The organism is Nocardioides sp. P4_G4 (genome assembly GCF_056401085.1).
The window spans coordinates 1-26,684 of record NZ_JBFUKA010000065.1 but is presented as its reverse complement, the minus strand read 5'-3'; the positions used below and the strand labels follow the sequence as shown (position 1 = coordinate 26,684).

General features: G+C 72.4%; 27 protein-coding genes. 10 read left to right on the top strand and 17 right to left on the bottom strand.

Annotated elements, in window-relative coordinates:
- The 4 genes from AC1DQF_RS15420 to dut all read right to left on the bottom strand — a co-directional run.
- On the bottom strand, positions 1-546 hold a 546-nt coding region (locus AC1DQF_RS15420; RefSeq protein ID WP_477526100.1), incomplete at its 3' end, for a DUF3159 domain-containing protein.
- Positions 543-929 carry an OB-fold nucleic acid binding domain-containing protein gene (locus tag AC1DQF_RS15415; RefSeq protein ID WP_477526099.1) on the bottom strand — a complete coding sequence of 129 codons (387 nt, stop codon included), beginning with the start codon at positions 927-929 and terminating at the stop codon, positions 543-545. The genes AC1DQF_RS15415 and AC1DQF_RS15420, both read right to left, overlap by 4 nt.
- Positions 930-934: 5 nt before the next feature.
- Complete coding sequence (locus AC1DQF_RS15410; RefSeq protein ID WP_477526098.1) at positions 935-1,561, bottom strand: DUF3710 domain-containing protein; 627 nt, start codon at positions 1,559-1,561, stop codon at positions 935-937.
- 58 nt (positions 1,562-1,619) lie between these two features.
- Complete coding sequence (dut, locus tag AC1DQF_RS15405) at positions 1,620-2,075, bottom strand: dUTP diphosphatase (RefSeq protein WP_477526101.1); 456 nt, start codon at positions 2,073-2,075, stop codon at positions 1,620-1,622.
- A 59-nt stretch (positions 2,076-2,134) separates the two neighbouring features.
- On the opposite strand from dut, the gene AC1DQF_RS15400 reads away from it, so the two are divergent.
- Both AC1DQF_RS15400 and AC1DQF_RS15395 read left to right on the top strand, forming a co-directional pair.
- On the top strand, positions 2,135-2,584 hold the full coding sequence (locus AC1DQF_RS15400) for a DUF3093 domain-containing protein (RefSeq protein ID WP_477526097.1): 450 nt from the start codon (positions 2,135-2,137) through the stop codon (positions 2,582-2,584).
- A gap of 9 nt (positions 2,585-2,593) precedes the next feature.
- Positions 2,594-2,914: a DUF4235 domain-containing protein gene (locus AC1DQF_RS15395; protein WP_477526096.1), complete on the top strand. Its 321-nt coding sequence runs from the start codon at positions 2,594-2,596 to the stop codon at positions 2,912-2,914.
- Positions 2,915-3,016: 102 nt separating this feature from the next.
- Here AC1DQF_RS15395 and AC1DQF_RS15390 read toward each other — a convergent pair whose 3' ends face one another.
- The 3 genes from AC1DQF_RS15390 to AC1DQF_RS15380 all read right to left on the bottom strand — a co-directional run bounded on the left by AC1DQF_RS15390 (position 3,017) and on the right by AC1DQF_RS15380 (position 5,419).
- Positions 3,017-3,307 carry a DUF4193 domain-containing protein gene (locus AC1DQF_RS15390; protein ID WP_056924522.1) on the bottom strand — a complete coding sequence of 97 codons (291 nt, stop codon included), beginning with the start codon at positions 3,305-3,307 and terminating at the stop codon, positions 3,017-3,019.
- A gap of 163 nt (positions 3,308-3,470) precedes the next feature.
- A complete protein-coding gene (locus AC1DQF_RS15385; RefSeq protein WP_477526095.1) occupies positions 3,471-4,325 on the bottom strand; it encodes an inositol monophosphatase family protein in 855 nt (284 codons plus the stop codon).
- Positions 4,322-5,419 (bottom strand): ferrochelatase, encoded by a 1,098-nt coding sequence (locus AC1DQF_RS15380; protein WP_477526094.1) that lies wholly within the window; start codon positions 5,417-5,419, stop codon positions 4,322-4,324. Before AC1DQF_RS15380 ends, AC1DQF_RS15385 begins: the two co-directional genes overlap by 4 nt.
- A 34-nt stretch (positions 5,420-5,453) precedes the next feature.
- Here AC1DQF_RS15380 and AC1DQF_RS15375 point away from each other — a divergent pair, with 34 nt between their 5' ends.
- Positions 5,454-6,650 carry an MFS transporter gene (locus tag AC1DQF_RS15375; protein WP_477526093.1) on the top strand — a complete coding sequence of 399 codons (1,197 nt, stop codon included), beginning with the start codon at positions 5,454-5,456 and terminating at the stop codon, positions 6,648-6,650.
- A 40-nt stretch (positions 6,651-6,690) separates the two neighbouring features.
- Positions 6,691-8,004 (top strand): D-arabinono-1,4-lactone oxidase, encoded by a 1,314-nt coding sequence (locus AC1DQF_RS15370; protein WP_477526092.1) that lies wholly within the window; start codon positions 6,691-6,693, stop codon positions 8,002-8,004.
- A gap of 18 nt (positions 8,005-8,022) precedes the next feature.
- Here the strand turns inward: AC1DQF_RS15370 and AC1DQF_RS15365 are convergent, their stop codons facing one another.
- Positions 8,023-8,658 carry a trimeric intracellular cation channel family protein gene (locus AC1DQF_RS15365; protein ID WP_477526091.1) on the bottom strand — a complete coding sequence of 212 codons (636 nt, stop codon included), beginning with the start codon at positions 8,656-8,658 and terminating at the stop codon, positions 8,023-8,025.
- 130 nt (positions 8,659-8,788) lie between these two features.
- Here AC1DQF_RS15365 and sepH point away from each other — a divergent pair, with 130 nt between their 5' ends.
- From sepH to AC1DQF_RS15350, 3 genes are read left to right on the top strand one after another with little or no spacing between them, the layout of a single operon-like run.
- Positions 8,789-9,781, top strand: coding sequence for a septation protein SepH (sepH, locus tag AC1DQF_RS15360; RefSeq protein WP_477526090.1), 993 nt, complete (start codon positions 8,789-8,791; stop codon positions 9,779-9,781).
- Between the two features lie 19 nt (positions 9,782-9,800).
- Positions 9,801-11,810: an SDR family oxidoreductase gene (locus AC1DQF_RS15355; RefSeq protein WP_477526089.1), complete on the top strand. Its 2,010-nt coding sequence runs from the start codon at positions 9,801-9,803 to the stop codon at positions 11,808-11,810.
- A gap of 9 nt (positions 11,811-11,819) precedes the next feature.
- On the top strand, positions 11,820-12,659 hold the full coding sequence (locus tag AC1DQF_RS15350; protein ID WP_477526088.1) for an MOSC domain-containing protein: 840 nt from the start codon (positions 11,820-11,822) through the stop codon (positions 12,657-12,659).
- A 99-nt stretch (positions 12,660-12,758) separates the two neighbouring features.
- Here the strand turns inward: AC1DQF_RS15350 and AC1DQF_RS15345 are convergent, their stop codons facing one another.
- The 3 genes from AC1DQF_RS15345 to AC1DQF_RS15335 form a co-directional block, all read right to left on the bottom strand.
- On the bottom strand, positions 12,759-14,438 hold the full coding sequence (locus AC1DQF_RS15345) for a carboxypeptidase-like regulatory domain-containing protein (protein WP_477526087.1): 1,680 nt from the start codon (positions 14,436-14,438) through the stop codon (positions 12,759-12,761).
- A gap of 124 nt (positions 14,439-14,562) precedes the next feature.
- On the bottom strand, positions 14,563-14,964 hold the full coding sequence (locus AC1DQF_RS15340) for a DUF5990 family protein (RefSeq protein WP_477526086.1): 402 nt from the start codon (positions 14,962-14,964) through the stop codon (positions 14,563-14,565).
- Positions 14,961-15,785 carry a sulfurtransferase gene (locus tag AC1DQF_RS15335; protein WP_477526085.1) on the bottom strand — a complete coding sequence of 275 codons (825 nt, stop codon included), beginning with the start codon at positions 15,783-15,785 and terminating at the stop codon, positions 14,961-14,963. Before AC1DQF_RS15335 ends, AC1DQF_RS15340 begins: the two co-directional genes overlap by 4 nt.
- Positions 15,786-15,819: 34 nt before the next feature.
- On the opposite strand from AC1DQF_RS15335, the gene AC1DQF_RS15330 reads away from it, so the two are divergent.
- The gene (locus AC1DQF_RS15330; protein WP_477526084.1) at positions 15,820-16,254 is read left to right on the top strand and encodes a hypothetical protein; all 435 of its coding nucleotides are present in this window, start codon (positions 15,820-15,822) and stop codon (positions 16,252-16,254) included.
- 51 nt (positions 16,255-16,305) lie between these two features.
- On the top strand, positions 16,306-16,959 hold the full coding sequence (locus tag AC1DQF_RS15325; protein WP_477526083.1) for a thymidine kinase: 654 nt from the start codon (positions 16,306-16,308) through the stop codon (positions 16,957-16,959).
- Positions 16,960-16,977: 18 nt separating this feature from the next.
- Here AC1DQF_RS15325 and AC1DQF_RS15320 read toward each other — a convergent pair whose 3' ends face one another.
- The 6 genes from AC1DQF_RS15320 to AC1DQF_RS15295 all read right to left on the bottom strand — a co-directional run bounded on the left by AC1DQF_RS15320 (position 16,978) and on the right by AC1DQF_RS15295 (position 24,325).
- Positions 16,978-18,114 (bottom strand): alkaline phosphatase family protein, encoded by a 1,137-nt coding sequence (locus tag AC1DQF_RS15320; protein ID WP_477526082.1) that lies wholly within the window; start codon positions 18,112-18,114, stop codon positions 16,978-16,980.
- Entirely contained in the window at positions 18,111-18,686 is a 576-nt protein-coding gene (locus AC1DQF_RS15315; protein WP_477526081.1) for a DUF5998 family protein, read from the bottom strand. Before AC1DQF_RS15315 ends, AC1DQF_RS15320 begins: the two co-directional genes overlap by 4 nt.
- Before the next feature lie 26 nt (positions 18,687-18,712).
- The gene (locus AC1DQF_RS15310; protein ID WP_477526080.1) at positions 18,713-21,418 is read right to left on the bottom strand and encodes a bifunctional acetate--CoA ligase family protein/GNAT family N-acetyltransferase; all 2,706 of its coding nucleotides are present in this window, start codon (positions 21,416-21,418) and stop codon (positions 18,713-18,715) included.
- A 52-nt stretch (positions 21,419-21,470) separates the two neighbouring features.
- Positions 21,471-22,247: an ABC transporter ATP-binding protein gene (locus AC1DQF_RS15305; RefSeq protein ID WP_477526079.1), complete on the bottom strand. Its 777-nt coding sequence runs from the start codon at positions 22,245-22,247 to the stop codon at positions 21,471-21,473.
- 20 nt (positions 22,248-22,267) lie between these two features.
- Positions 22,268-23,365, bottom strand: coding sequence for a taurine ABC transporter substrate-binding protein (locus tag AC1DQF_RS15300; protein WP_477526078.1), 1,098 nt, complete (start codon positions 23,363-23,365; stop codon positions 22,268-22,270).
- A 72-nt stretch (positions 23,366-23,437) separates the two neighbouring features.
- The gene (locus tag AC1DQF_RS15295; protein ID WP_477526077.1) at positions 23,438-24,325 is read right to left on the bottom strand and encodes an ABC transporter permease; all 888 of its coding nucleotides are present in this window, start codon (positions 24,323-24,325) and stop codon (positions 23,438-23,440) included.
- 126 nt (positions 24,326-24,451) lie between these two features.
- On the opposite strand from AC1DQF_RS15295, the gene AC1DQF_RS15290 reads away from it, so the two are divergent.
- Positions 24,452-26,684, top strand: a 2,233-nt coding sequence (locus AC1DQF_RS15290; protein WP_477526076.1) for a DNA gyrase/topoisomerase IV subunit A, incomplete at its 3' end; no start/stop codon positions are given.

Genomic DNA, 26,684 nt, shown 5'->3' with positions numbered 1-26,684 from the left:
CCACACCGGCGCCTGCACGAGCACGCGCAGCAGGCAGGGCAGCACCAGCATCCAGGTCAGCAGCGAGCACAGCCGGACGACCTGCTTGTCCCGGTGCCACGCCGTCGCGTCCCCGGTCACGCTGCCGACCATGAATCCGACGAGCGGCCAGCCGATGAGGCAGGTGAGGGCCAGCACCACGGTGTAGGCGGAGTTGTAGAGGATGCCGGGCAGGAAGTAGGCGAGCGCCTGGTCGTCGGCGCTGCCGCCGGCCGCGGCGGATCGCTGCACGAAGAACCAGCCGATGCCGATGCCCACCAGGGCGTTGACGACGAACTGGACGCTGGAGCGCTGGACCAGGCGGGCGACGAGGAGCACCAGCGCCGCGCCGACGCTGACGCCCACCGCGAGCTGGAGCTCGCGGGTGGTCAGCCACAGCACCGTGAAGACGATGGTGGGCACGGCCGCCTCGATCATGCCGCGGCGACCCCCGAGGGCCTGGGAGAGCTGGCGGCGCACGACCTCCTCGACGGTCTCCACCGAGGCGGTCGGGTGGGGCTCGGTCACGGGATCAGCTCGTAGCGCGGGTTGAAGAGGACGCGGTGACCCGTCGCGGCGCCGATCCGGCCCTCGACGTACATGGCACGTCCCGGCCCCACGCCGGCGATCCGGCGCCGACCCAGCCAGACGAGCAGGATCACCCCGGTGCCGTCGTCGAGCTCGGCCTCGAGGGCCGGAACCCCGCCGCGCGGGCGCAGGGTGACGGTCTTGATGGTGCCGCGCAGCCGGACGCGCTCCCGGTCCGGGGCGTCCGCGATGCAGCTCTCGCCGGCCGCGCCCGCGTGCGTCTTGCGCAGGTCACGGGCGTGCTGGTCCTCGGTGTCCGCCCAGCGCGAGAGGCTGCGGCGCAGCCGGCTGCGGTGCGGTGTGGGGCCGGTGGTGTCGGGCATGGCGCTCAGGTCACCCGTCGGGCCTGCTCGGGCAGCACCACGGGCAACGGCTCGCCGACGGGCATGGCGGTGGTGCCGCGGCGTACGACGACCTGGGCGAGCGCGTCCTCCCACTCGCCGGAGGCGTCGGGCTCGAGGGCAGGACGGCCGAGCAGCGAGGCACGGAGCATCCACCGGTCGCCGTTGACCCCGATGATGCGCGAGGGCTGGGTGGCCGCCGCGCCGTCGGGACGCTGGACCGGCACCTGGCACAGCAGCTCGGTGCCGAAGCGGCCCTCACGCTCGGTCGTGGTGCCGCCGCGGGCGGCGATGTCTGCGGCGATCTGCGGGCGCACGGTGGACCAGAGGTCCCCGTGGCGGGGGGCGGCGAACGCCTGGAACTCCAGCGCGCCGTCGGGGCCCGCGAGCATCACGGCCTGCACGGTCCCGGTCGGCTCGTCGACCTGGAGCCGCAGCTCGCGGCCGGGGCTGGGGGCGACCAGCAAGGAGCCCAGGTCGACCCGCTCGACGCCGTCGCCGGCGACCTCGGACTCGTCGAAGGGTCCGGTGCCGGTGGGCGCAGGGGTGGCGTCGACGACCGGGTCGGACCCGTCCGTCGCCTGCGTGGGCTCGCCCTTGCGGCGGAACTTCACGAACAATCACTCCTTCATGACGAGCAGCCTCGCTGCTCGTGGGAACCGAGGCGAGCGGTCAGGACCGACCGAACCCTCCTGTAGAACCGTAGCCCCCTTCTCCGCGCACCGAGTCAGGGAGTTGCCCGACCTCCACGAAGCGGGCCCGCTCCACCCGCTGGATCACCAGCTGCGCGATCCGGTCCCCCCGTCGCAGCTCCACCGCCGTGACCGGGTCGTGGTTGATGAGCATCACCTTGACCTCGCCGCGGTAGCCCGCATCGACCGTGCCCGGGGTGTTGACGATCGAGAGCCCGTGGCGGGCAGCGAGCCCCGAGCGCGGGTGGACCAGCGCGACGTACCCCTCGGGCAGGGCGATGCCGATGCCCGTGGGCACCAGGGCCCGCTCCCCCGGCGCGAGGGACACGTCGACGGTGGTGCGCAGGTCCGCTCCCGCGTCACCGGGATGGGCGTAGGCCGGCACGGGCAGGTCGGCGTCCAGGCGCACGATCGCGACCTCGAGGTCGGGGGGCAGCGATGGGTTGGGCACGGGCGGTGAATCTACCCGTCGGGGAGCCGCCTAGGCTCTGCGCCGTGGAGTACGCGGAACGACTGGGTGTCCCGCTGCGCTGGTGGGTGCAGGGGACCATGCTGGTGGCCACGCTGTGGCTGGCCGTGGTGGTCGCGACCCCACCTGCCGTGGCGTGGGTCGTCACGGCCATCGCCCTGGCCGGGCTCGCCCTGGTCTTCCTGACCTACGGCTCCGCCCGGGTCAGCGTCTCGGAGGGTCGCCTCCACGCCGGCAAGGCGCGCATCGGCCTCGAGCACGTCGGCGAGGTCGCCACGCTCGACGCCGACGCCATGCGCCGCCAGGCCGGCCAGGACGCCGACGCCCGCGCCTTCCTGCTGCTGCGTCCCTACCTCAAGCGCGGGGTCCGCGTGGAGATCACCGACCCCGCCGACCCGGCGCCGTACTGGCTGATCAGCTCCCGCCGCCCGGAGCGGTTGGCCGCGGCGCTCATGGGAAGCCGGTCCGCTGGGTAGGGTGCCGACATGGCATCCAGCAACAGCAAGGTCTGGTCGGTCTTCTCCCTCGCAGCTGCCCTCGGCGCGGCTGCCGTGGCCAAGAAGGGGCTCAACACCACGTGGCGGGCCGCGACCGGCAAGAACCCCCCGGCCAACCCGGCGGACCCCGACGTCGACGTGTGGGAGGCCGTGGCGTGGGCCGCGGCGAGCGGCACGCTCATCGCGATCGCACGCATGCTGGCCACCCGCCGGGCGGCCAACTACTACGCGAAGTCCACCGGCCACCTGCCCCCCGGCCTCCAGAAGGACGATCAGGACGCCGACAAGGCGCCGACCCCCACCAGCTGACCCGACCCTGCCCGCGTGCCGGCAACGCCCGCCGCAGGCGCACGAAAGGCCGCGGACCCCCGAGGGGTCCGCGGCCTTCGACGTGTGTAGTGCTGCCGTGACTCAGATGCAGTCGCGGCAGATCAGCTTCTTCTCGTCCGCGAGCTGCGAACGGTGGTGGACCAGGAAGCAGCTCATGCAGGTGAACTCGTCCTCCTGCCGGGGCATCACCTCGACGGCGAGCTCCTCGTGCGACAGGTCAGCCCCTGGCAGCTCGAAGGACTCGGCCGCTTCGGCCTCGTCCTCGTCGACCTTGCCCGAGTTCTTGTCGTGCCGTCGCGCCTTGAGCTCTTCGATGCTCTCTTCGCTCTGGTCCTCTTCGGTCTTGCGTGGCGCGTCGTAGTCAGTAGCCATTGCTCTCTCTCCCATGCCGAGCGATCCACGGCGTCAGCGCGAAATTGGATCGTTCATCCTCTTCGTCGCGGGGTGGATTGTGYACCATGACGGGCACTTGCGCCACGCCGGTCCGGACGTGTCGCCGCAACGCCCCCTGCCGCGCTGGTATTCCCCCGCCCCCTCAGCCCTCGGCGGCCACGAACCCCGCCGACCGCAGCGCGGACACGAACTCCTCCCAACCGGCGGCCGGGGCGGCCGCGATCACCGAGCGATCCGGCCAGTCGGGATCGGCCTCCACCTGGGCCCGTACAGGCGCGAGATGGTCGCTCATCCGGCCCGGCAGGCGGGCGAACACCGCTCCCGCCTCGGCCGCGACGAGGGATCCGGCGGCCCAGTCCCAGCGGGCCGGCCCCTCCTCGACGTAGGCGTCCGCGCTGCCGTCGGCGACGTGGCACAGGTCCAGGGAGCAGGAGCCCATGCGACGAACGTCACGTACGCGGGGCAGCAGCGCCGCCACCGACGCGGCCTGGTGCGCCCGGGTCTCGGCGCGGTACCCGAACCCGGTGAGCACGAGGCTCTCGGCCAGGGGCGGTGTCGTCCGGACCGTGATGGGGGCGCCGTCGCGGGTCGCCCCGTGACCCAGGGCTGCGGCGTACTCGACACCGGTCGGGATGGTGACGACGACGCCGGCGAGGATCTCCTCGTCGACCTCGGCGGCGACCGACACCGCGCAGTCGGGAAGCCCGTAGAGGTAGTTGACTGTGCCGTCGATCGGGTCCACGACCCAGCGGACCCCGCTGGTGCCGGGGTGGTCGTCGCCCTCCTCCCCCAGGATCGCGTCGTCGGGACGCTGCTCGAGGAGGCGCCGCCGGATGAGCGCCTCGACCGCACGGTCGGCCTCGGTCACGACGTCGACGGCACTGGACTTGGTGTCGGCCACGTCGATGCCCGCGGCCCGCATGCGTCGCGCCAGCTCGGCGCCCTCGCGCGCGACCGAGGATGCGACGTCGCGGAGCGCCACCGGGTCGTGGGTCATGCGCCTGCCCCGCAGAGGGCGGGACGCTCGCCGCGGGGGTTGGGGCAGCAGCCGGGGGCACAGATCTCGCGCCAGGCGGGCTGGTCCCCGACGGTGCTCCGGGTGACCTCCTCGCCCCGCTCGACGGCCGCCCGCTCGACCAGCAGGTCGCGCACCATCGTGACGAAGCGCGGGTCGATGCCGGGGGTGGCTGCGCGCACGGCCTCGAGCCCGACCTTCTCCGCGGTCGCCATGGCCTCGGTGTCGAGGTCGTAGATGACCTCCATGTGGTCGGAGACGAAGCCGACCGGGATCATCACCACCGCGGTGACGCCTCGCTTGGCCAGGTCCTCGAGGTGGTCGTTCACGTCCGGCTCGAGCCACGGGATGCTCGGCGAGCCGGAGCGCGAGCAGTAGACGAGCTCGTGCTTGTGCCGGCGGCCGGTCTCCTGGCGCACCCGGGCGGTGACCTCCTCGGCGACGGCGAGGTGCTGGCGCACGTAGGCGTTGCCACCCTCCAGCGGCGGTCCGCTGGTCTCGGCCATCGCGGTGGGGATGGAGTGGGTGACGAAGACCAGCTCGGCCCCCTCGCGCACGGCGTCGGGGAGGTCGGCCATCGCGGTCAGGGTGGCGTCGACGACCGGCTCCACGAAGCCCGGGTGGTTGAAGTACTGCCGCAGGCGGTCCAGCCGGGGCGCCCCCTCGACCTCCGCGACCGCGTCGGCGAGGTTCTCGCGGTACTGCCGGCACGAGGAGTACGACGAGTAGGCCGACGTGGTGATGACCGCGGCCCGCTGGATGCCGTCGTCGCGCATCTGGCGCAGCGTGTCGGCGAGGTAGGGGTCCCAGTTGCGGTTGCCCCAGTAGACCGGCAGGTCGATGCCGCTGCCGGACAGGTCCTCGCGGATCGCGGCGAGCAGCTCGCGGTTCTGGTCGTTGATCGGGCTGCGTCCGCCGAACAGGAAGTAGTGCTCGCCCACCTCCTCCAGGCGCTCGCGCGGGATGCCACGGCCCCGCGTGACGTTCTCGAGGAAGGGGACGACGTCCTCCGGCTTCTCCGGGCCGCCGAAGGACAGGAGCAGGAGGGCGTCGTACGGCGACACGTCGGGATTCATGCCGCCAGCCTACGGAGGCCTAGCATCCGAGACGATGTTCGAGTCCTACCGCCGGGTGCTGTCCCGGCCCGGCGCGCTGCGCTTCAGCTCCGCCGGGCTGCTGGCCCGGCTGCCCATCTCGATGGTGACCCTGGGCGTGGTGCTGCTCGTCGAGAGCCGGACCGGCTCCTACGGGCAGGCCGGCATCGTCTCCGGGGTCGTGGTGCTCGGCGAGGCCGCCTGCGCCGTGATGCACGGGCGGCTGGTCGACGGCTACGGCCAGGGGCGGGTCCTCCCGCTGGCCATCACCGGCTTCGCGGTGTCCATGGCCCTGCTCGTCTCCTCGGTGACCAACGACTGGGCGATGCCCCTCACCTACGTGTTCGCCGCACTCACCGGCGCCTTCCTCCCCCAGGTCGGTGCGTGCGTGCGGACACGCTGGTCGCACCTGCTCGACCGTCCGCGCGACGTGCAGACGGCGTACGCCCTCGAGTCGGTGCTCGACGAGGTCGTCTTCGTCATCGGACCGGTGCTGGCCACGATGCTGGCCACCCTGTGGCACCCGGTGGCCGGGCTGGTGGTCGCCACGACCGCGGGCCTGGTCGGGACCTACGCCTTGGCCGCCCAGAAGGCCACCGAGCCGCCGTCGGGTCGCCACCGTGACGGGTCCGCTCGCCCCCCGATGCCGTGGCGGACCGTGCTGCCCCTCGGGCTGGTGTGCCTGGCCCTCGGAGCACTCTTCGGGTCCGCGGAGGTCACCACCGTCGCCTTCGCCGAGGAGACCGGCTCCCGCGCCGTCTCGGGCTGGCTGCTCGCCACGTGGGCGCTGGGCAGCATGCTCGCCGGCATCGTGACGGGCGCCGTCGTGTGGCGGCGCGGCCCCGCGGTCCGCGTCCGCTGGGGCTCGTTCGCGATGATGCTCGCGATGGTGCCGCCCGTGCTGGTCGAGGGCTTCCCGCTGATGTTCCTCGCCCTGCTGGTGGGCGGCTGCTCGATCGCCCCCACCCTCATCGCCACGATGTCGCTGACCGAGCAGACCGTGCCCCACGGCCGGCTGACCGAGGGCATGGCCGTCCTGCACACCGGGCTGATGGCGGGTGTCGCGCCGGGCGCGGCTGCGGCCGGCTTCGTGGTCGACCACCACGGCGCGTCCGCGGCCTACCTGGTCGCCGTCGCCGCCGGGCTCGTCGCCGTCGTGGGAGCGCAGGGCACGCGCACCCGATCCGGCGCCGCCGTCCGATCCACKGTCTAGCCTTCCGCGTGGGACCGACCGCGCACGACCAGGAGGACCGATGACGACCGCCTTCACCACCCGCTGGCAGAACTGGGCACGCACCGAGTCGGCGACGCCCGCGCGGGTGACCACGCCGGCCGACACCGCCGCCGTGGTCCGCGAGGTGCACGCGGCCCGCGAGCGGGGCGGCCGGGTCAAGATGGTCGGCAGCGGTCACAGCTTCACCGGCATCGCGGTCGCCGCCGACGGCCTCCTGCGGCCCGACGCGCTCAGCGGCATCCTCGCCGTCGACCGCGACGCGATGACCGTGACCGCGGCCGCCGGCACCCCGCTGCACGAGCTCAACGCCCGTCTGGCCGGCCTCGGGCTGTCGCTGCACAACATGGGCGACATCGACGCGCAGACCCTCGCCGGGGCCACCTCGACCGGCACCCACGGGACCGGCGGCGTGGTGGCGTCACTGGCCGCCCAGATCGCCGGGTTCGAGATCGTCACGGGCACCGGTGAGGTGCTGCGGGTGAGCGCCGAGGAGCACCCCGAGGTCTTCGCCGCCGGCCGGGTCGGGCTCGGTGCCCTGGGGGTGCTCACCTCGATCACGTTCCACGTCGAGCCCCTCTTCGCCCTCGAGGCGCACGAGCGGCCGATGTCCTGGGACGAGGCGCTGTCGTCGTACGACGAGCTGGTCGCGTCGCACCACCACGTCGACATGTACTGGTTCCCCCACACGGACCGGATGATGACCAAGACCAACGACCGGCTCGCCGACCTCGACGCCGCCGAGCCGCTCCCCCGCTGGCGCGGATGGCTGGACGACGAGCTGCTCTCCAACTCCGTGTTCGGAGCCCTCACCGCGGCGGCCAACCGGGCCCCGGGCGTCATCCCCCGGCTCAACCGCTTCAGCGCCGTCGCGCTGTCGGAGCGGCGCTACTCCGACGTCGCCCACCGGGTCTTCACCACCCCGCGCACGGTCCGCTTCAAGGAGATGGAGTACGCCGTCCCGCGCGAGGTCGGCCTCGACGTGCTGCGCGAGGTGCGCCGCGAGGTGGACGCATCCGACTGGAGGGTGAGCTTCCCGGTGGAGATCCGCACCGCGCCGGCGGACGACATCACTCTGTCGACCGCCTCGGGTCGCGACTCGCTCTACCTCGCCTTCCACGTGCACGCCGGCGCCGACCACCGGTCCTACTTCGCCGGGGTGGAGACCGTGCTCCGAGCCGCTGGCGGTCGCCCCCACTGGGGCAAGATGCACACCCGCAGTGCCGCCGACCTCGCGCCGGCCTACCCCCGCTTCGACGAGTTCGTCGCGCTGCGCGACCGGCTCGACCCGGACCGGGTCCTGACCAACGACCACCTCGACCGGCTGCTGGGCTGAGCGAGCTGCCGGGTCGGCTCAGACGTTGGCCGGCCCGTGCGGCAGCGGGGCCCGCCAGTCGAGCACCATCGCCAGCAGGCGCAGCACGAGGCAGACCCCGGCCGCGGCGAGCACGACGAGACCCAGCGACAGCGACACCCGGTCCAGCAGCACGGCCATCGCCGCGCCGACCAGCGCCGGCGTGCCGTACAGGGTGCCGTTGAAGACCAGCGGGGGCCGGCTCGCCAGGACGTCGCGCACCATGCCGCCGCCGATCCCGGTGACCATGCCCATCAGCGCGGCCGGCACCGGCCCGAGTCCGTACTCGACGGCCTTGAGGGCACCCACCACGCAGAACAGGGACAGGCCGAAGGCGTCGAAGACGTCGATGACCCGCTCCATCCGGCCCACCGTGGGGTGGAAGAAGAAGGTGAGCAGCCCGGCCACCACCGGGACGACCAGGTAGCGCCAGTCCACCAGCGCCGCGGGCGGCGTGGCGTCGATGAGGACGTCGCGCAGGAACCCTCCCCCCAGGCCCGTGGTGCCGGCCAGCACCAGCGCACCGAAGAGGTCGAAGTCGCGACGGACCGCCACCAGGGCGCCGGAGATCGCGAAGACGAAGATCCCGAGCAGGTCGACGACCACGAGGATGTCGGGCGGGTCGCTGACGGGCACGGCTGCAACCTATCGAGACCGCCGCGTGAGGGATCCGGCGGGCGCGCCGCACACCTAGCCGTGCCCCGCGTCCGCGCTGGCGTAGGCTCGGACGCACCGAACCGCCACCGCTTCAAGGAGTCCAGCACCGATGGCCCACCTCACGCTCGCGGGACTGAGCGAGGACGGCAAGCGGCTGCTCCTGGTGGGGGACAACGGCGACGAGCACACCCTCGACGTCGACCACGCTCTTCGCGCCGCGCTCCGCGGCGAGCACGCCCGCCCCGGCCAGTTGGAGATCACCATGGACTCAGCCCTCCGCCCCCGCGACATCCAGGCCCGTATCCGGGCCGGCGAGTCCGCCGAGGCCGTGGCCGAGGCCGCTCGGACGACGCTCGAGAAGATCATGCCGTTCGCCGCCCCCGTGCTGGCCGAGCGGGCGCACGTGGCCCAGCGCGCGCAGCTCTCCTCCGTACGCCGCCGCTCCGGCGACACCGGGGCTCGCACCCTCGGCGAGGCCGTCGCCGCCCAGCTGCGCGCGGTCGGCGTCGACGCCTCCGCCGTCGAGTGGGACGCCTGGCGACGCGAGGACGGCCGGTGGACGCTCACCGGCGACGTCACGGCCCCCCGCCACACCGGCACGGCCACGTTCGCCTTCGACGTCCGCGGCAACTTCGTCACCCTCGAGGACGACCACGCGCGCTGGCTGGTCGGCGAGCAGCCGACCGCGCCCGCGCCGGCCGCCCCCGCCGAGGAGCGCTCCTCGAGCCGCGACGACCTGCAGCAGGCCCGCCAGCGGCGGCTCTCCTCGGTCGCCCCGGACGAGCTCCCGCTCGGCGAGGACGCCATCGAGATGGTGCACGACGCCGAGCCCGACGCCCCGTCCGCAGTCGAGACCACGATGGACCTCTCCGGGACCGCGGGACTGGGCGCCGACCAGCCGCTCGAGGCCTTCCTCGACGACCCCGCCCCGGACCCGGCGGCTCCTGCCGCACCGGAGGTGCCTGAGCAGGCGGAGCAGGCCGAGAAGCCCGCCGCCGAGGAGGAGGATCGCCCGGCACGTCGCCCCGCTCGCAAGGGCCGTGGCCGCGCCTCCGTCCCCAGCTGGGACGAGATCATGTTCGGCGGGGGCAAGTCCGACTGACCGAGTAGTGTCCGGTCGCATGTCGTACTTCGTGACCGGCGCCACAGGATTCATCGGCCGCCACCTCGTCGAGGAGCTCCTCGACCACCGCGAGGGCGCCGTCTTCGTCCTGGTCCGGGAGGGCTCGCGGGCCCGTGTCGAGGCGCTGATGCGACGCTGGGACGATCCTCGTGTCGTCCCTGTCACCGGTGACCTCGGCGAGCCCGCGCTGGGCGTCGACCCGGCCTGGGTCGCCGAGCACGCCGGGCAGGTCGAGCACGTGTTCCACCTCGCCGCGATCTACGACATGACGGCGGACGAGGCGACCAACGACGCAATGAACGTCGACGGCACCCGGCACGCCCTCGCGCTGGCCGAGGCCCTCGACGCCGGCTGCTTCCACCAGGTCTCCAGCGTGGCCGCCGCGGGCGACTTCCGCGGGGTCTTCGACGAGACCATGTTCGCCCAGGGACAGCACCTGCCCTCGGCCTACCACCGTACGAAGTACGAGTCCGAGCGGATCGTTCGCGAGGAGTCGACGGTCCCGTGGCGGGTCTACCGGCCGGCGATCGTGGTCGGGCACTCCCAGACCGGGGCGATGGACAAGGTCGACGGTCCCTACTACTTCTTCCCTCTTCTCAAGCTGCTGCGCGACTCGCTCCCCGCCTGGCTCCCCCTGGTGGGGGTCGACCTCGGCGACACCAACGTCGTCCCGGTGGACTACGTCGCCTCGGCGATGGACCACCTCGCCCACCTGCCCGACCGTGACGGCGAGGCGTTCCACCTCGTCAACCCCGAGCCCCAGGCGGTCGTCGACGTCATCAACCTCATCTGCGCCGCCGCCGGCGCCCCGCGGTTCGCGACCCCGATCGACCGCCACGTCACCTCGGCCGGACCGCTCGGCCTGGTCCCCCGCGCCCTGCGTCCCTCGACCCTGGTCGCGGCCGCGGTCCGGTCGGCCCCGGGACGACTGCTGCTCGACCAGACACTGGGGCGCGCCGGGATCCCGGCCGAGGTGCTCGGCCACGCGAGCTTCACGGCGACCTTCGACTCACGGCGTACCGAGAAGGCACTCGCCGGGTCCGGCATCTCGGTGCCCGACCTGGAGTCCTACGCCCGCACGCTGTGGGGCTACTGGGAGGACCACCTCGACGGCGCCACCGGGCGCGACCGTGCCACCCGCGCCGCCCTGCAGGGCAAGCACGTGGTCATCACCGGCGCCTCGTCCGGGATCGGCCAGGTCACCGCGCTCAAGGTCGCCCAGGCCGGCGGCATCCCGGTGCTCGTCGCCCGGGGCAAGGACAAGCTCGAGGAGACCCGGGCGATGATCGAGATGCGCGGCGGCCAGGCCCACGTCTACTGCTGCGACCTCTCCGACCTCGAGGCGATCGACCGGCTCTGCGAGCAGCTGGCCGCGGACCTGCCCTCGGTCGACTTCATCATCAACAACGCCGGTCGCTCCATCCGCCGGTCGCTGCGTCTCTCGCAGGACCGCTTCCACGACTTCGAGCGCACCATGCAGCTCAACTACTTCGGTGCGGTCCGGCTGGTGATGGGGCTGATGCCCGTCATGCAGGCGCAGAAGTCCGGCCACGTGGTCAACGTCAGCTCCATCGGCGTGCAGACCAACCCACCGCGCTTCTCGGCGTACGTCGCGTCCAAGTCCGCCCTGGACTCGTGGTCCAACGTCGTGGCCAGCGAGGTGGTGGGCAACGGCATCACCTTCACCAACATCCACATGCCGCTGGTGCGGACGCCGATGATCGCCCCGACCAAGCTCTACGACAAGTTCCCCACCATCAGCCCCGCCCAGGCCGCCGACGTCCTCGTCCGGGCGATGGTGGAGCGCCCGCACGAGATCAACACGGCGCTGGGCAACGTCGGCGCGATCGCGCACACGATCGCCCCCAAGGCGACCTTCCGGCTGCTCAACATGGCCTACCAGGTGTTCCCGGACTCGGCGGCGGCCAAGGGCCAGGCGTCCGAGCCCGGCACCCGGGAGTCCGAGCAGATCATGCTGGCCAAGGTGTTCAAGGGCGTGCACTGGTAGACAACGCAGGTGCAGATCACCTCCCTCGGCGTCCACCCCGTCAAGAGCACCGCGATCCGGCGGGTCGCCCGCGCTCGGGTGCTCCCCCGCGGCCTGGGGGACGACCGGTCGTGGGTGGTCGTGGACGACGAGGGCGTGCTCGTCTCGGCGCGCGAGGAGCACGGGCTGTTCTCGCTCACCGCCGACACGCCCCGCACCGACCCCGGTCTCGACCGGGACCTCCGGCTGCGGGCGAGGGGTCTGCCGGACCTGACGCTCGACCACCCCGACGGCGACGTGGTGCGGGTCAGGCTCTTCTCCCAGGAGCTCCAGGGCGTGCCGGCCGGGGCGGGGGCCGACGCCTGGCTGCGCGAGGCACTGGGCCGCGACGACGTCCGGCTGGTCTGGTGCGACGACCCCGCACGCCGGCGGCTCGACCCGGCGTTCACCGCACCGGGCGACCACACGGCGTACGCCGACGGCTATCCGGTGACCCTCGCCAGCGAGGCCTCGCTCCGGCGCCTCAACGACTGGATCCTCGAGGAGGCGCTCTCACGCGGGGAGGAGCCCGCGGACCCGCTGCCGATGGCCCGCTTCCGACCCAACCTGGTCGTCGACGGGGACGAGGCGTTCGCCGAGGACGACTGGACGAGCGTGGAGATCGGTGACCTGCGGTTCCGCGTCGCCAGGCCGACGGACCGGTGCGTGATGACCACCATCGACCCGGACTCGCTGGCCACCGGCAAGGAGCCGATCCGCACGCTCGCGCGGCACCGACTCGTCGATCACAAGACGCTGTTCGCGATCAACCTGGTCCCGGAGACGACCGGGACCATCGCCGTCGGGGACCCGGTGACCGTCCGGACCTGACGAGCTGGCGCCGCCGGCGGCGGTCGCCCTCGGTGTGGCTTCGGTGCCACCTGGTGACACCGAAGCCACCCCCAGACCCGGATCGGGCTGGTTCGTCCGTCAGCGGATCCTGCCGACCTTGACCTTGACGGTCTTGGTGGTGCTCCCCGTCATGGCGGTCACCTTCACGGAGATCTTCTTGCCCTTGAGCGCCTTGGTGACCTTCAGCCTGGTCTTGGTCGCCTTCTTGATCTTGGCGCTGCCGGCGTACCACTGGAACCGGTACGACACCGTCGAGCGCGAGACCAGCGCCTTGTAGTTCGTCAACCTCAGGGTCGAGCCGACCTTCAGCGCGCCCACCACGTCCATGGACTTCGGGAACGAGATGGTCGGATCCTCCGGGGCAGGAGTCGGGGCCGGGGCCGGGGCCGGTGCCGGGGCCGGGGCCGGTGCGGGAGACGGGGCCGGAGCGGGGGCCGGAGCCGGAGCCGCGGCGATCACGCCGGTCATGGCGTTGGCGTACTCGTACTGACCCTCGGAGCCGTAGACCTGGACGAGGACGGTGAGGACCTGGCCCGCGTCGGCCGCGGTCAGCGCGTAGGCGTTGCCACTGACGCCGGTGTAGTCCTGGCCGCGGAACCAGGAGACCTCGGTGCGCTCCGGAGCCGGCGTCCACGAGCCGTCGGTGACGGTCAGGACGTTGCCCACCTGCTGGGTCCCGCTGATGGCGGGCGCGGTCACCAGCGTGAACGGGACCACGACCGGGTCGTGCTCACCGGCGACGAGCCGAGCGTCGATGCCCTCGACGGTGTCGTCGGCACCGACGGTGACGTCGTCACCCGCGTCGAGGTCTGCCCGGTCGTTCCAGGCCTCGTAGACGAAGTCGTCGCCGATCTCGGCCCCGAACGACACGCGGTAGTCGCCGGCAGGAAGTCCGTCGAGGGTGTAGCTCCCGTCGTCGGCGGTGCTGGTCCAGGCCGCGTCGAGGGACCAGTCATCGGTCCCGCCCACCGGGAAGGCCATGACGTTGGCGCCGACCACGGGCGCGCCGTCCACGTCGGTGACGTGCCCGTCGATGTGGGAGGCCGTCGCCAGCTGCGCGTCGATGTCCGCGGCCGGATTCTCCGGATCGACGGTGATGTCCTCGGCGAGCCACAGGGAGGTCTGGTCGTCGTAGAACTCGTTGGCCAGACCGAGCTGAGCGCCCTCGAAGCCGATGCGGTAGGTGCCGGGCGCCAGCCCGGCGAGGTCGTACGAGCCGTCCTCGAAAGTGCTGGCGCTGCCCGCGTAGTCCCAGGTGGGGCTGCCGTCCTCGTCGACGCCCACCTGGTACGCCTGGACCCAGACGTCGGCAGCCGGGACGTCACCGGGTCCGGTCACGGAACCGGTGATGTGGCTTGCCGGCGCCAGGTCGGCATCGATGGTCCGGGGCGCGTCGGTGAGGGTCACCGTGTCGGCGGCGTCGACGGTTGCGGCGTCCTCGTAGTACTCGAGGAGGTGTGTTCCCGTCTCGTAGTCCCCGAACTCGAGCCGGTACGAGCCCACCGGAAGGGTGAGGGCGTAGGAGCCCAGCTCGTCGGTGACCGCGTAGCCGCCGTCGCCGTCGAAGGGAGTCCACTCGCCGTCGACCTGCTCGAAGGTGGTCACGTAGATGCGGTCGAGCGGACCGCCCGAGCCGGTGACGGTGCCGGAAATGGTGCTCGTGCCTGCCGCGTGGGCCAGCGGCGCGATGGCCATGATGCCGCCGACCAGGGTGGTGGCCAGCAGGGCGCCGGTGGGCCGACGCAGTCGAGTGGACATGGGGTGCTCCGAATGGTGGGTTGCCCGCGCCGCGAGTCGGCTGACCGGTCCCGCGACGGTAGGAGCGTCCACCAGCACACCGCCGCGACTTCGGCAAATCTTGTCCCAGCCCGGACCGGGTGGACTAGTCCGCCGACGTCACGTCCCACTCGATCGCGGGAGCTCGCAGACGGGCACACCGGGGCAGTCCCGTCTCGTCCGTCAGGTGGACCCGCGCCACCACCAGCTCGGCCTCGGGTGCCTCGGCCAGCATGAGCTTGGCCCGCCGGAACATCGTCGCGTCCGGGCCCTCGAGCCAGGTGAGGTAGACGAAGCGCTCGCCGCGGCGACCGTGGACGGCGGGGCCGTGGAAGTCGCGTGTGTCGGCGCCGTACGACTCCCCCACCTCGAGCTCCCAGGTCACCGAACCGCTGTCGGCGGGCACCACCTCGGCCGGTTCGCGGCCCACCTGGACGCCCACACGGACGTCGCGGTGGCCCCCCGGGTGCAGCCCGGGCAGGTGGTGGCCCTCGATCCGCAGTCTCATCCGCGCTCCACCGGCCGGTCGGGGTCCGCGACCCAGCCGCTCCAGCTCGGTGCGAAGAGCGCCGCCCGGACCCCGGCGAGCTCCAGGGCCAGGATGTCGTGGGTCGCGGTCACCCCCGAGCCGCAGTACGCCGCCACCTGGCTGCCGGCGGTCGCGCCCACGCCTGCGTACAGGGCGCGCAGCTCACCTGCCGCACGGAAGTGGCCGTGGTTGTCGAGGTTGCGTCCGGTGTCGACGTTGACGGCACCCGGGACGCGTCCGGCGACCGGGTCCACCGGCTCCACGTCACCTCGGTAGCGCTCCTCCGCCCGGGCGTCGACCACGACCGCCACACCGGCCAGGTCGTCGGCGGACACCAGTGGCATCGACCCGGGGCTGCCGTGGAAGTCGCCGCGCTCCGGCCGGACCTCCCCTGCCTCCACCTCGCCCCCGGCGGCCACCCACGCGGTCAAGCCCCCGTCGAGCACCCGGACGTCGTGGTGCCCGTGGTGCCGCAGGAGCCACCAGGCACGCGCGGCGGCGCGGCCCTGCCAGTCGTCGTACACGACCACCGACGCGTCGAGGCCGACCCCGGCCCCCTGCATGGCGTCGATGAAACGCTCACTGCTCGGCAACGGGTGGCGGCCGCGGTCGTCGACCGGGTCGGAGGGCGGGTCGGACAGCTCGGTCTCCAGGTCGACGTACGCCGCTCCGGGCACGTGGCCGGAGCGGTGCGCGTCGAGCCCGGGGGGCCCTCCCAGCCGGTAGCGGACGTCGAGGACGGTGACGCCGGCGAGCGCGTCGCGGAGCTCGTCGGCCGAGATCAACGGTGAGGCGGTCATGCCCTCATCCTGCACCCGCACGTAGCGTCGGCCCATGGACTACGTGTGGGGGAAGGGCGACGTGGTGCTGGCGGGAGACCGACCGGTCGCGTCGGCGGCGCGGTCCTGGGTGCGGGAGCGCGCCGCGGTGGACATCGGCGGTAGGGCGTGGCTCTTCCGGGCCGACGGCTCCGACCGGGTGGCCGAGTCCGGGGACCAGGTACGGATCCGGGCCCACCGTCGCAGCATCTGGACCAGTCGCTTCGACGTCGACTCGCCCCATGCGTCGTACGAGCTCGGCGCCGCCAGCATCTGGACCACGCGGCTGCTGCTCACCCGCCACGGGCAGCCGATCGGGGAGGTACGACGCTCGCGGACGTGGAGCAACCGCCCCGAGCTGACCACGACGCAGGACCTCCCTGACGAGGACGCCGTGTTCGTGCTGTGGCTCGCGTTCAACGTCGCCCGGCGCAACCAGTCCGCGGGGTAGGCGCCACGTCGACCGCTCGGTGGCGCGCACCCTGTGACAGGATCGCTCCTCGTGGCTGAACTGCACTTCTTCACCGGCACCATGGACTCCGGCAAGTCGACCCTGGCGCTCCAGACCAACCACAACCACGCCGCGCGGGGACGGGTGGGCAGGATCTTCACCTCCCACGACCGTGCGGGCGAGGCGGTGCTGTCCAGCCGGCTGGGACTGACCCACGACGCCCTCGAGGTGCCCCCGGACTTCGACTTCTGGCAGTACGTCGTCAGCACGCTCACCGCGGGCGGGCGCATCGACTACCTCATCTGCGACGAGGCCCAGTTCTACGCGCCGGCCCAGATCGACCAGCTGGCCAAGGTCGTCGACGAGCTCCAGATCGACGTGTTCGCCTTCGGCATCCTGACCGACTTCCGCACGAACCTCTTCCCCGGCTCCGGGCGCCTCGTGGAGCTGGCGGACCGGATGAACGTCCTCCAGGTCGAGGCCCTGTGCTGGTGCGGCAAGCGCGCCACACACAACGCTCGCACCGAGAACGGTGTCATGGTCATCGAGGGCGAGGTCGTCGTGGTCGGCGACGTGGAGACGGTCGACGAGCCTCCGGCCGAGGTGGCCTACGAGGTCCTGTGCCGCCAGCACCACCGGCGCCGGCTCACCGCGGCCCGCGCCAAGGCGGTCAGCCTGGCCCCCGAGCCCCTGCCCTTCGGCTGAGGTCGACCCGCGGGGGGCTCAGCCGACCAGGACGGGGATGAGCATCTCGCCCGAGGTGAGCGAGCCGTGCAGGCCGACGAGGGACATCTCGTAGCCGAAGTCCCGGCTCGACACGATCGCCGCGTCACCCCGGCACGCCACCAGGACGTCTCCGATCCGCGACATCACGTGGGGGGACGACGCCCCGAACCAGCCGCGCTCCACGGCCTCGTCGCGGGTCAGCACGGTGGCCCGGTCCCCCAGCACCTCGCGCCAGGTGGCGACGACGGAGGGCACCGCACGCTGGGAGCAGTAGAGATGGCGGAAGCGCGCCTCGCCACCCATCAGCGCCACCCCGTCGCGGAGCTCCGTGCGCTCGTCGACGTCGACGCGCGCCCCGGGCGGACTGTCGATCATGCCGTGGTCGGCGACGACGAGCAGTCGGGTGGCGGCGGGCAGCGCCTCGCGCAGCTGCTCGGCCTCCGCGTCGACCATGGCGAGCTGCTGGAGCCACTGGCTGGAGGCGACCCCGAACTTGTGACCGGTCCAGTCGAGGTCGGAGTCGTAGACGTAGGTCAGGGACGGCGACGTCCTGGCCGCGGACACGACGCCGGCGATCCGCTCGCCGACCCGGTCGGCACCGACGTAGTCGGCTCCGCGGTGGGCGGCGACGGTCAGTCCCGACCCCTCGAACTCGCGCTTGTTGACCACCGTCACCCGCACGCCCGCCGCGCTGAGCCGGGTGAACGCCGTCGGGTGCGGCTGCCACTCGAGCGGGTCGACCCGCTTGTCCCACCACAGGTGGTTGAGCAGCCGGTCGGTGCCGGGGACCCGGGCGGTGAAGCCGACCAGCCCGTGGGTGCCGGGCGTGAGCCCGGTGCCGAGGGAGGTGAGGCTGGTGGCGGTGGTGGACGGGACGCCGGCGGTGCCGGTCGCGCTCCCCTCGACCAGCGAGGAGAGGTACGGCGCGGCGTGGCCGTAGCGGCGCAGCAGCTCGGCGCCGAGCCCGTCCACCAGGAAGATCACCCACGACCCGGCGTCGGGCAGCAGCAGCCCGGTGGGGGGTGGGCCCACCGCGTCCGGGCCGAGGCCCAGCGCGCGTGCCACGGCGGGCACGACGTCTCCCAGCGAGCGGTCGCCGTACGCCGGCTCGGTGAACGCCTCGGCGGACGTCACGCGCCGCGAGTGCGCGCGGAGAGCGCCTCGGCGAACTCGAGCAGGCCGTGGACGGCGTCCGCGCCCTCGGCCACGGCCGACACGCGCAGCGAGAAGTCGTCGCCCGCGATCACCCCGGTGTAGCCGTGGTCGGCGTCGCAGTCGGGGTCGGAGCAGGAGGCGGGCTCGAGGTCGACGCGACCGACCCCGCCCCAGCCGATCGTCAGCACGGCCTCGGCGGGCGGTGTCGGCCCCGACGTCGGGTTGCTGATCATCCGGGTGACCACCACCGAACGCACCGACGCGAGGGCGATCGCCTCGGTCGAGGTCGAGGTGTAGGGATCGGGCAGCAGGTCGTCACCGGGGTGCTCGTCGGTGTGGGCCAGGATCAGCCGCGACGGGGTGAGCACCACCACCGTGAGGTGCCGGCGGACCTCGTCGCGATCGAACGTCGGCTCGTGGTGCACGTAGAACGACAGCACGTCCTCGCCGGCCACGGCCGCGAAGACCCCGTCGGTCACGACCTCGGGGTAGTAGCCGGTGTGGTCGATGGCGACGCGGAGAGCTCCCGCGTCTCGCCTCGTGGTGCGCATGCGCGCAATCCTGTCACGCGGCCCGCTCAGTCGGGCAACGTGTCGCCGGGAGGGGTGGACAGGCGGCGCACGAACCAGTCCGAGCGCGGGTCCAGCACCGGCTCGATCCGGGCCGAGCCCCCGAGCACGGCGGCACCCGAGGCACCGGCCAGGACCAGGGGCAGCTCGAGCGCACGGACCTCGGGCAGGTCGTTCTGGACCTGGGCCACGCGGCGTACCAGCCGCTCGATCTCGACGACGTCGACGATCTCCGAGCCGCGGTAGCCGAAGAGGATCGGCGACGCCTTGATCTCCCGGACCATGTCCTGCGCGTCGTGCTCGGCCAGCGGCGGGATCCGGAACGACCGGTCCCCCAGCAGCTCGGTGAGGGGACCGCCGATGCCGAAGGACAGCACCGGGCCGAAGAGCGGGTCCTCCATCGAGGAGATCCCCACGGGGATCCCGGGAGGGGCGTTCTTCTGCACGACGAAGCCGGCCCGCTCCGGGGAGTCGATGACGCGGCTCAGCGTGGCCCACGCGTCGCGCATCTCCTCGGCGGTGTCGATGTTGCGCCACACGTGGGCCAGGTCGGGCCGGTGCCGCAGGTGGTCGGCGGTCGCCTTGAGGACGACGTCGAAGCCCAGGTCCTCACCGGCCTCGAGCGCCTCGTCGAGGGTGGCCACGGGACGGGTGTCCCACATGTCGATGCCGTAGGGGGCGAGCAGGTCGCGCAGCTCGATGAAGGAGAGGTCCTTGCCGTCGGGGTGGTGCATGAGCAGCTCGTTGACGAACCGGCGGGCCGCAGAGCGGTCGACCAGCGCCTCGTCGGAGTGGGCACGGTCCGGGGTGCGCAACCACACGGCGTACTCGACGACGCGGGCCAACGCACGCACGGCGGCCTCGACGGCGGGGTACGACGGCACGGAGCCGCGACCGGCGCTGGAGCCGGCCACGTCGGGGACGCGCAGCAGCTCCGGGACGCCCTCGGCGCCGAGGAAGGTGGAGACGATCGGCTTGTCCGACTGCTCCCCCACGGCGGCCAGGACGTTGGCGAYGTCCTCGCCGGAGATGTTGAGCGGCGGGATGTAGATCGCCGCCACCGCGTCGACCTCGGGGTCGTCGATGGCAGCGTCGAGGGCGTCCTCGAAGTCCTCGGCCCCCGCGTCGGCGCCCAGCGCGACCTGCTTGTTGACCACGAGGCCCACGCTGGTGGCCGCGTCGGCGGCGAGCAGGCCGAGGGCGTCGGAGTTGCCGACCACGGCCACCCGGCGCCCGCGGGGCAGCGGCTGGTGGGCGAGCAGCTGGGCGACGTCGAACATCTCCTCGAGCGTGTCGACCTGGATGACGCCGGCCTGGCGGAACATCGCGTCCACCGCCTGGGAGGGCGCGGCGATCTTGCGCACGGCGTGGCCCATCGGGACGCCCTGGGTGCTGCGACCGGAGCGGACGGCGATGATCGGCTTGCGCCGGCTCACCCGTCGCGCAATGCGGGAGAACTTGCGCGGGTTGCCGATGGACTCGAGGTAGAGCAGCACGACCTCGGTCGCGTCGTCCTCCTCCCAGTACTGCAGGAGGTCGTTGCCGGAGACGTCGGCGCGGTTGCCGGCGCTGACGAACGTCGACAGGCCCAGGCCACGGTTGTTGACCTTCTCCAGGATGGCCGAGCCGAGCGCCCCGGACTGGCAGAAGAAGCCGGCACGGCCCCGGGGCGGCATCAGCGTCGAGAGCGAGGCGTTGAGCGAGACGTCGGGGTCGGTGTTGATGATGCCCAGCGCGTTGGGGCCGATCAGCCGCAGGCCGTAGGAGCGCGACAGCCCGACCAGCCGGCGCTGGCGGTGGCGTCCCTCCTCGCCGGTCTCGGCGAAGCCCGAGGAGATGACGACGAGGCCGTGTACGCCCTTGGCGGCGCAGTCCAGCACGACGTCCTGCACGGCATCGGCGGGCACGGCCACGATCGCCACGTCGACCGGTCCGGGGATGTCACCGACCGTCTTGTACGCCGGCATGCCCGAGACCGCGTCGGCGCTCGGGTTGACGACGTGCACGCGCCCCGTGAAGTCGCCGAGGACGAGGTTGCGCACCAGCGCCCGGCCGATGGTGTCCTGACGACGGCTGGCCCCGATCACCGCGACCGACCTGGGCCGGAAGAAGCTCTCGATGGACGCCGACTCGGCGCGGTGCTCGCGCTGCTCCATCACGCCGAGGGCAGTGTCGGTGGGGTCGATGCGGAACTCGAGCTCCATGACGCCCTCGTCGTAGGCGCTCTTGACCTGGTAGCCGGCGTCCTTGAACGTGTGGATCATCGCCTGGTTGTCGGGCAGCACCTCGGCGACGAACCGGTCGATCCCCCGCTCCCGCCCGGCCTGGGCGAGGTGCTCGAGGAGCAGCTGGCCGATCCCGCGTCCCTGGTGCCGGTCCTCGACGAGGAAGGCGACCTCGGCCTTGCCTGGCTCGATGGTGTCGTAGCGCCCGACGGCGATCATCTCGCCGGCGACGGTGAGGATGAAGGCGACGCGGGTGACGTAGTCGACCTCGGTGAAGCGCTTGACGTCCCGCTCGGAGAGCTGCGGCATCGGGGAGAAGAACCGGTAGTACTTCGACTCGTCGGAGACGCGCGCGTAGAACTCCACCAGCAGCTCGGCGTCGCCAGGCTGGATCGGCCGGATGTGGGCCGTCCGGCCGTCGCGCAGGAGGACGTCCGCCTCCCAGTGACGCGGCGGAGGGGTGGCCTGCGGGGCCTGCGTCTCGGTCACACCCGAAATCTAGCCGGTCGGGTCGACAGCGTGGGCGCGTCACCCGCCGGGCTCATCGGGCCAGCGCCTCCGGCTGCTGCGAGATGGCCTGCCTCACCCGGTCGCGCAGGGCGGCGAACTGCGGCAGGGCCCGGATCTCGTGGGCCGGCACCGGATGGTCCGGGTCGCCCAGCACCGCCGACTCGTCGAGCACGATCCGGCCCGGGCGTGGGCTCATCACCAGCACGCGCGACCCCAGGAAGACCGCCTCGTCGACGCTGTGGGTGATGAAGAGGATGGTCTTGCCGGTCCTGCGCCAGATCGTGAGCAGCTCCTCCTGGAGCCGCTCGCGGGTGAGGGCGTCCAGGGCTCCGAAGGGCTCGTCCATCAACACGATCTCGGGGTCGTTGGCGAGCACCCGGGCGATCTGACAGCGCTGCTGCATCCCACCGGACAGCTCGTAGGGACGGTGTCCGGCCACGTCGGCGAGCCCCACCAGCTCCAGGAACGACTGGGCGTGGACGGAGCGCTCGGACGCGGAGACTCCCCGCAGGCGCGGTCCGAGCTCGACGTTGCGCCGCACGCTGAGCCACGGGAAGAGGGTCGGCGACTGGAACACGACCCCGCGCTCGCCGCCCGGGCCGCGGACGGTCTCGCCCCCGACGGACACGACGCCCTCGGAAGGCGTCATGAACCCCGCGAGCAGGCGCAGCAGGGTCGTCTTCCCGCACCCCGAAGGGCCGGCGAGCGTGACGAACTCCCCCTGGGCGATGTCCAGGTCGATCGGCCCGAGGGCAGGCACCGCGGCCCGGCCGACGTCGAAGTGGTGGCGGACCCCGTCGATGCGCACCTCGTGCCCGTGGCCTCCCATCACTCGGCGTCCACGGCCTGCTGCGCGGGCGTGGCGTCCACGTGGTCGGCGTACGACGCGGGGTCGCCGACGGCGCTGATCCCGCCCTGGTCGAGCAGGAACCCCGCCGTGGTGTGCAGGTCCTCGGCCAGCTTGCCGCCGAGGTACTTCTGGGTGACCTGGTCCTCGGCGGTGAGGAACGTCAGGCCCGCGAACTGCGCCTCGGCGGCGTCGGGCTCGATGCCGAGCACCGCGGCGACCGACTCGGCGGCCGTGCCCGGATCGTCGGCGATCAGGCGCACGGCGTAGTCCTCGGCACGCGCCCACTGGGCCAGGAACTCGGGGTTGGCGGCCACGAACTCCTGCGAGGCCGTCCCCAGGTCGAAGGTCGGGCGTCCCGCTGCGGCGGTGTCGGCGCTCGACAGCACGCGCGTGCCGCCGTCCTCCAGGAGGGCCGACTGGGTCGGGTCCCAGGTCCATGCGGCGTCGATCTGGTCGCCCTGCCAGGCCGCCGGCATCTTCTCGGGGTCCAGGTTGATGACCTCGACGTCCTTCGCCGGGTCGAGGCCGGCGTCGAGGAGCGCCTGGAGCAGCGAGTAGTGCGCCGTGCTGCTGAACGGCACCGCGATCCGCTTGCCCTTCAGGTCCTCGATCGAGGTCACCGACGGGTCCTTGGCGATGAGCGACTCGGCGTCCCCGATGACGTCGTGGATCCACACCACCGAGAGCGACACGTCCTGCACGACGGGCTCGGAGGAGGCGATGGTCGCCGGCGAGGACCCCATGAGACCGAGGTCGACGTCGTCGGAGCCGTAGTACTTCACCACGTCGCCCCCGGAGGCCGCCTGGACCCACGTGATGGTGGCGTTGGGCATGCACGCCTCCAGCAGGCCGAGGTCCTTGACCACGACGTCGCCGTTGGGGACCGCCTGCCACGCGATGCGGGCCTCGGTGGTGACGGACTCGTCGGCCTGCCACGGGCAGTCGCTGCCCGCCGGGGCGCCGCTGGCCCCCCGCCCCGACTCGACGCAGCCGGTGAGGGAGAGGGCGAGGACGCCAGCGGCGAGGACGGCAACGGTCCGGGGCGGGGACACGAGTCGGGACACGGGACGGGACACGGGGATCTCCTGGGGAGGTGGGGACGAGGTGGGGACGAGGTGGGGACGAGGTGGGGACGGTCAGCGGGTCGGTCAGGTCTTGCCGTGCCACGGCGTGAGGCTGCGCTCGAGGGCCTTGAGAGCGAGGTCGAGCAGGATCGCCGCGATGCCGATGACGAAGATGCAGGCGATCACCAGCGCGCTCTGGAGCTGCTCGCCGGCCAGGTAGGCGAGCCCGCCGATGCCCGGTATGCCGTTGGCGATCTCGGCGGCGACCACGGTGGTCCATGCGAAGCCCACGGCCACCCGCACGCCCGTGAGGATCGAGGGCAGCGTCGCGGGCAGCACGACCGCCGTCACCGCCTGTCGCCGGCTGGCACCGAGGGAGAGGACTGCGTTGACCTGGTCCTGGCGCACACCGCGGATCCCGCTGATCGTGGCCATGGTGATCGGCGGGAAGGCCGCCAGGAACAGCAGCCAGATCTTGGACTGGTCGCCGATGCCGAACCACACGATGAGCAGGCCGATGTAGGCCAGCGGCGGGAGGGAGCGCAGGAAGTTGAGGTAGGGATCCAGCACCAGGCCCAGCCGGCGGCTGGTCCCCATGAGGAGACCCAGCGGGACCCCGACGAGGATGGCCGCACCGACGCCGATGGCGATCCGCTGCAGGCTGGCGACCAGGTGCTCCCACAGGTAGTAGTTCTGCTCGCCACGGATCATCCGCTCCGACCCCGCGCTGATCGGGTGGTCGCTGTTGGCCCGCACGAAGGCGTCCCACACCGCGCCGGGGGACGGCAGGTAGAGCGGTCGCACCAGCTGCAGTCGGGTCACCGCCCACCACACGAGCAGCACCCCCGCCAGGGAGCACAGGTGCAGCAGCAGCGTCCGCCACTCCGGACGGCGCCGCCGACGGGCGAGTGCCTCGGCGGGCGGCGCCGGGGTCGTGGCCGCATCGGGGCCGGTCGTGGTGATGGCGGACATGGAGCACTCCTGCGGGACGGGATCGTCGTACCGCACAAAGTCTATGCACACACTCTAGTTAGACGCGGGACCGGGGGTCGGCGCGCCCCGTGCGGGGAGCCGTCGTCGTACGGGGACAATGGCGCCATGGCACGGCGTACCGCGACACCACCCCCGCCCGACGACTTCGAGGAGCACATCCTCGACACCAACATCGGTGACGAGATGCAGTCCTCCTTCCTGGAGTACGCCTACTCGGTCATCTACTCGCGTGCGCTACCGGACGCCCGGGACGGCCTCAAGCCCGTCCAGCGGCGCATCCTCTACACGATGGACGAGATGGGCGTGCGTCCCGACCGCGGCCACGTCAAGAGCGCCCGCGTCGTCGGCGAGGTGATGGGCAAGCTGCACCCGCACGGCGACGGCGCGATCTACGACGCGCTGGTCCGGATGGCCCAGCCCTGGTCGATGCGGCTGCCGATGATCGACGGCCACGGCAACTTCGGCTCACCCGACGACTCCCCCGCCGCGATGCGCTACACCGAGTGCCGGATGGCGCCCGCGGCCGCCGCGATGACCGCGTCCATCGACGAGGACACCGTCGACTTCAAGCCCAACTACGACTCGCGGGAGACCGAGCCGGTCGTCCTGCCGTCCGCGATCCCCAACCTGATCGTCAACGGCACCACCGGCATCGCGGTCGGGATGGCCACCAACATCGCGCCGCACAACCTCGTCGAGGTCGTCCAGGCGCTGCGTCACCTGATCACCTCGCCGAAGGCGTCCCTGGACGACCTGATGCGCTTCATCCCCGGTCCCGACCTTCCCACCGGCGGCAAGATCGTCGGCCTCGACGGGATCCGCGACGCCTACGAGACCGGCCGGGGCACGTTCAAGATGCGTTCCACCGCCCGCATCGAGGCCGTGACCCCGCGCAAGAAGGGCATCGTCGTCACCGAGCTGCCCTACGGCGTGGGCACCGAGCGGGTCATCGAGCGGATCAAGGCGCTCGTGCTGTCCAAGAAGCTCCAGGGCATCTCCGACATCAAGGACCTCACCGACCGCTCCCACGGCCTGCGCCTCGTCATCGAGGTCAAGAACGGGTTCGTGCCCGAGGCCCTGCTCGAGCAGCTCTACAAGCTCACGCCGATGGAGGACTCCTTCGGCATCAACACCGTCGCCCTCGTCGACGGCCAGCCGCGCACGCTGGGACTCAAGGAGCTGCTGGAGGTCTTCCTCGGGCACCGCTTCGACGTCGTACGCCGCCGCTCGGTGTTCCGCCGCACGAAGGCCGCCGACCGCCTCCACCTCGTCGACGGCCTGCTGCTGGCGATCCTCGACATCGACGAGGTCATCCAGGTGATCCGGGCCTCCGACAACGCCGCGGCGGCCAAGGCGCGGCTCATCGAGATCTTCGAGCTCTCCGAGGTGCAGGCCGACTACATCCTCGACATGCCGCTGCGCCGGCTCACGAAGTTCAGCAAGCTCGAGCTCGACAAGGAGCGGGACGAGCTGATGCGCACCATCGAGATGCTGGACGCGATCCTGGGCGACGAGAAGATGCTCCGCAAGGTCGTCTCCGACGAGCTCGCCGAGGTCGCCAAGACCTACGGCACCCCACGTCGTACCGTCCTGCTCGCCTCGGCCGGCTCCCCCGCCACCACCGCCGCGGCGGCCCCGCTCGAGGTGGCCGACGAGCCGTGCTTCGCCTACCTCTCCTCCAGCGGGCTCCTCGCCCGGTCGAGCAACGCCAGCGTCCCGGGTCGGGGCGAGGGCCGTGCCAACCACGACGTCATCACCTCCGCCGTCCGCACGACGGCGCGCGGGGAGGTCGGGGTGCTGACCTCGCGTGGGCGCCTGCTCAAGCTCGGTGTCATCGACATGCCCGAGCTCCCCGACTCCGCCAACGACCCCAACCTCCAGGGCGGCCTGCCGCTCACCGAGGTCCTTCCCCTCGAGGCCGGCGAGCGGGCGCTCGCCCTCACCTCGCTGGCGACCGAGGGACCGGGGCTGGCCCTGGGCACCCGCGACGGCATCGTCAAGCGGGTCAACCCCGRGGTGYTCAACCGCGACGAGTGGGAGGTCATCTCGCTCAAGGAGGGCGACAAGGTGGTCGGCGCCGTCGAGCTCGCGACGGGTGACGAGGCGCTCTGCTTCATCACCACCGACGCCCAGCTGCTGCACTTCGGTGCCGACGGCGTGCGGCCCCAGGGCCGCTCCGGCGGCGGCATCGCCGGTGTCCGGCTGTCCTCCGGCGAGCGGGTCGCGTTCTTCGGGTCCCTGGACCCGGCGACGGCCGTCGTGGTCACCGCCAGCGGCGCCTCGACCGCCCTGCCCGGCACCGAGGCCGGCGCGGTCAAGGTGACCCCCTTCTCGGAGT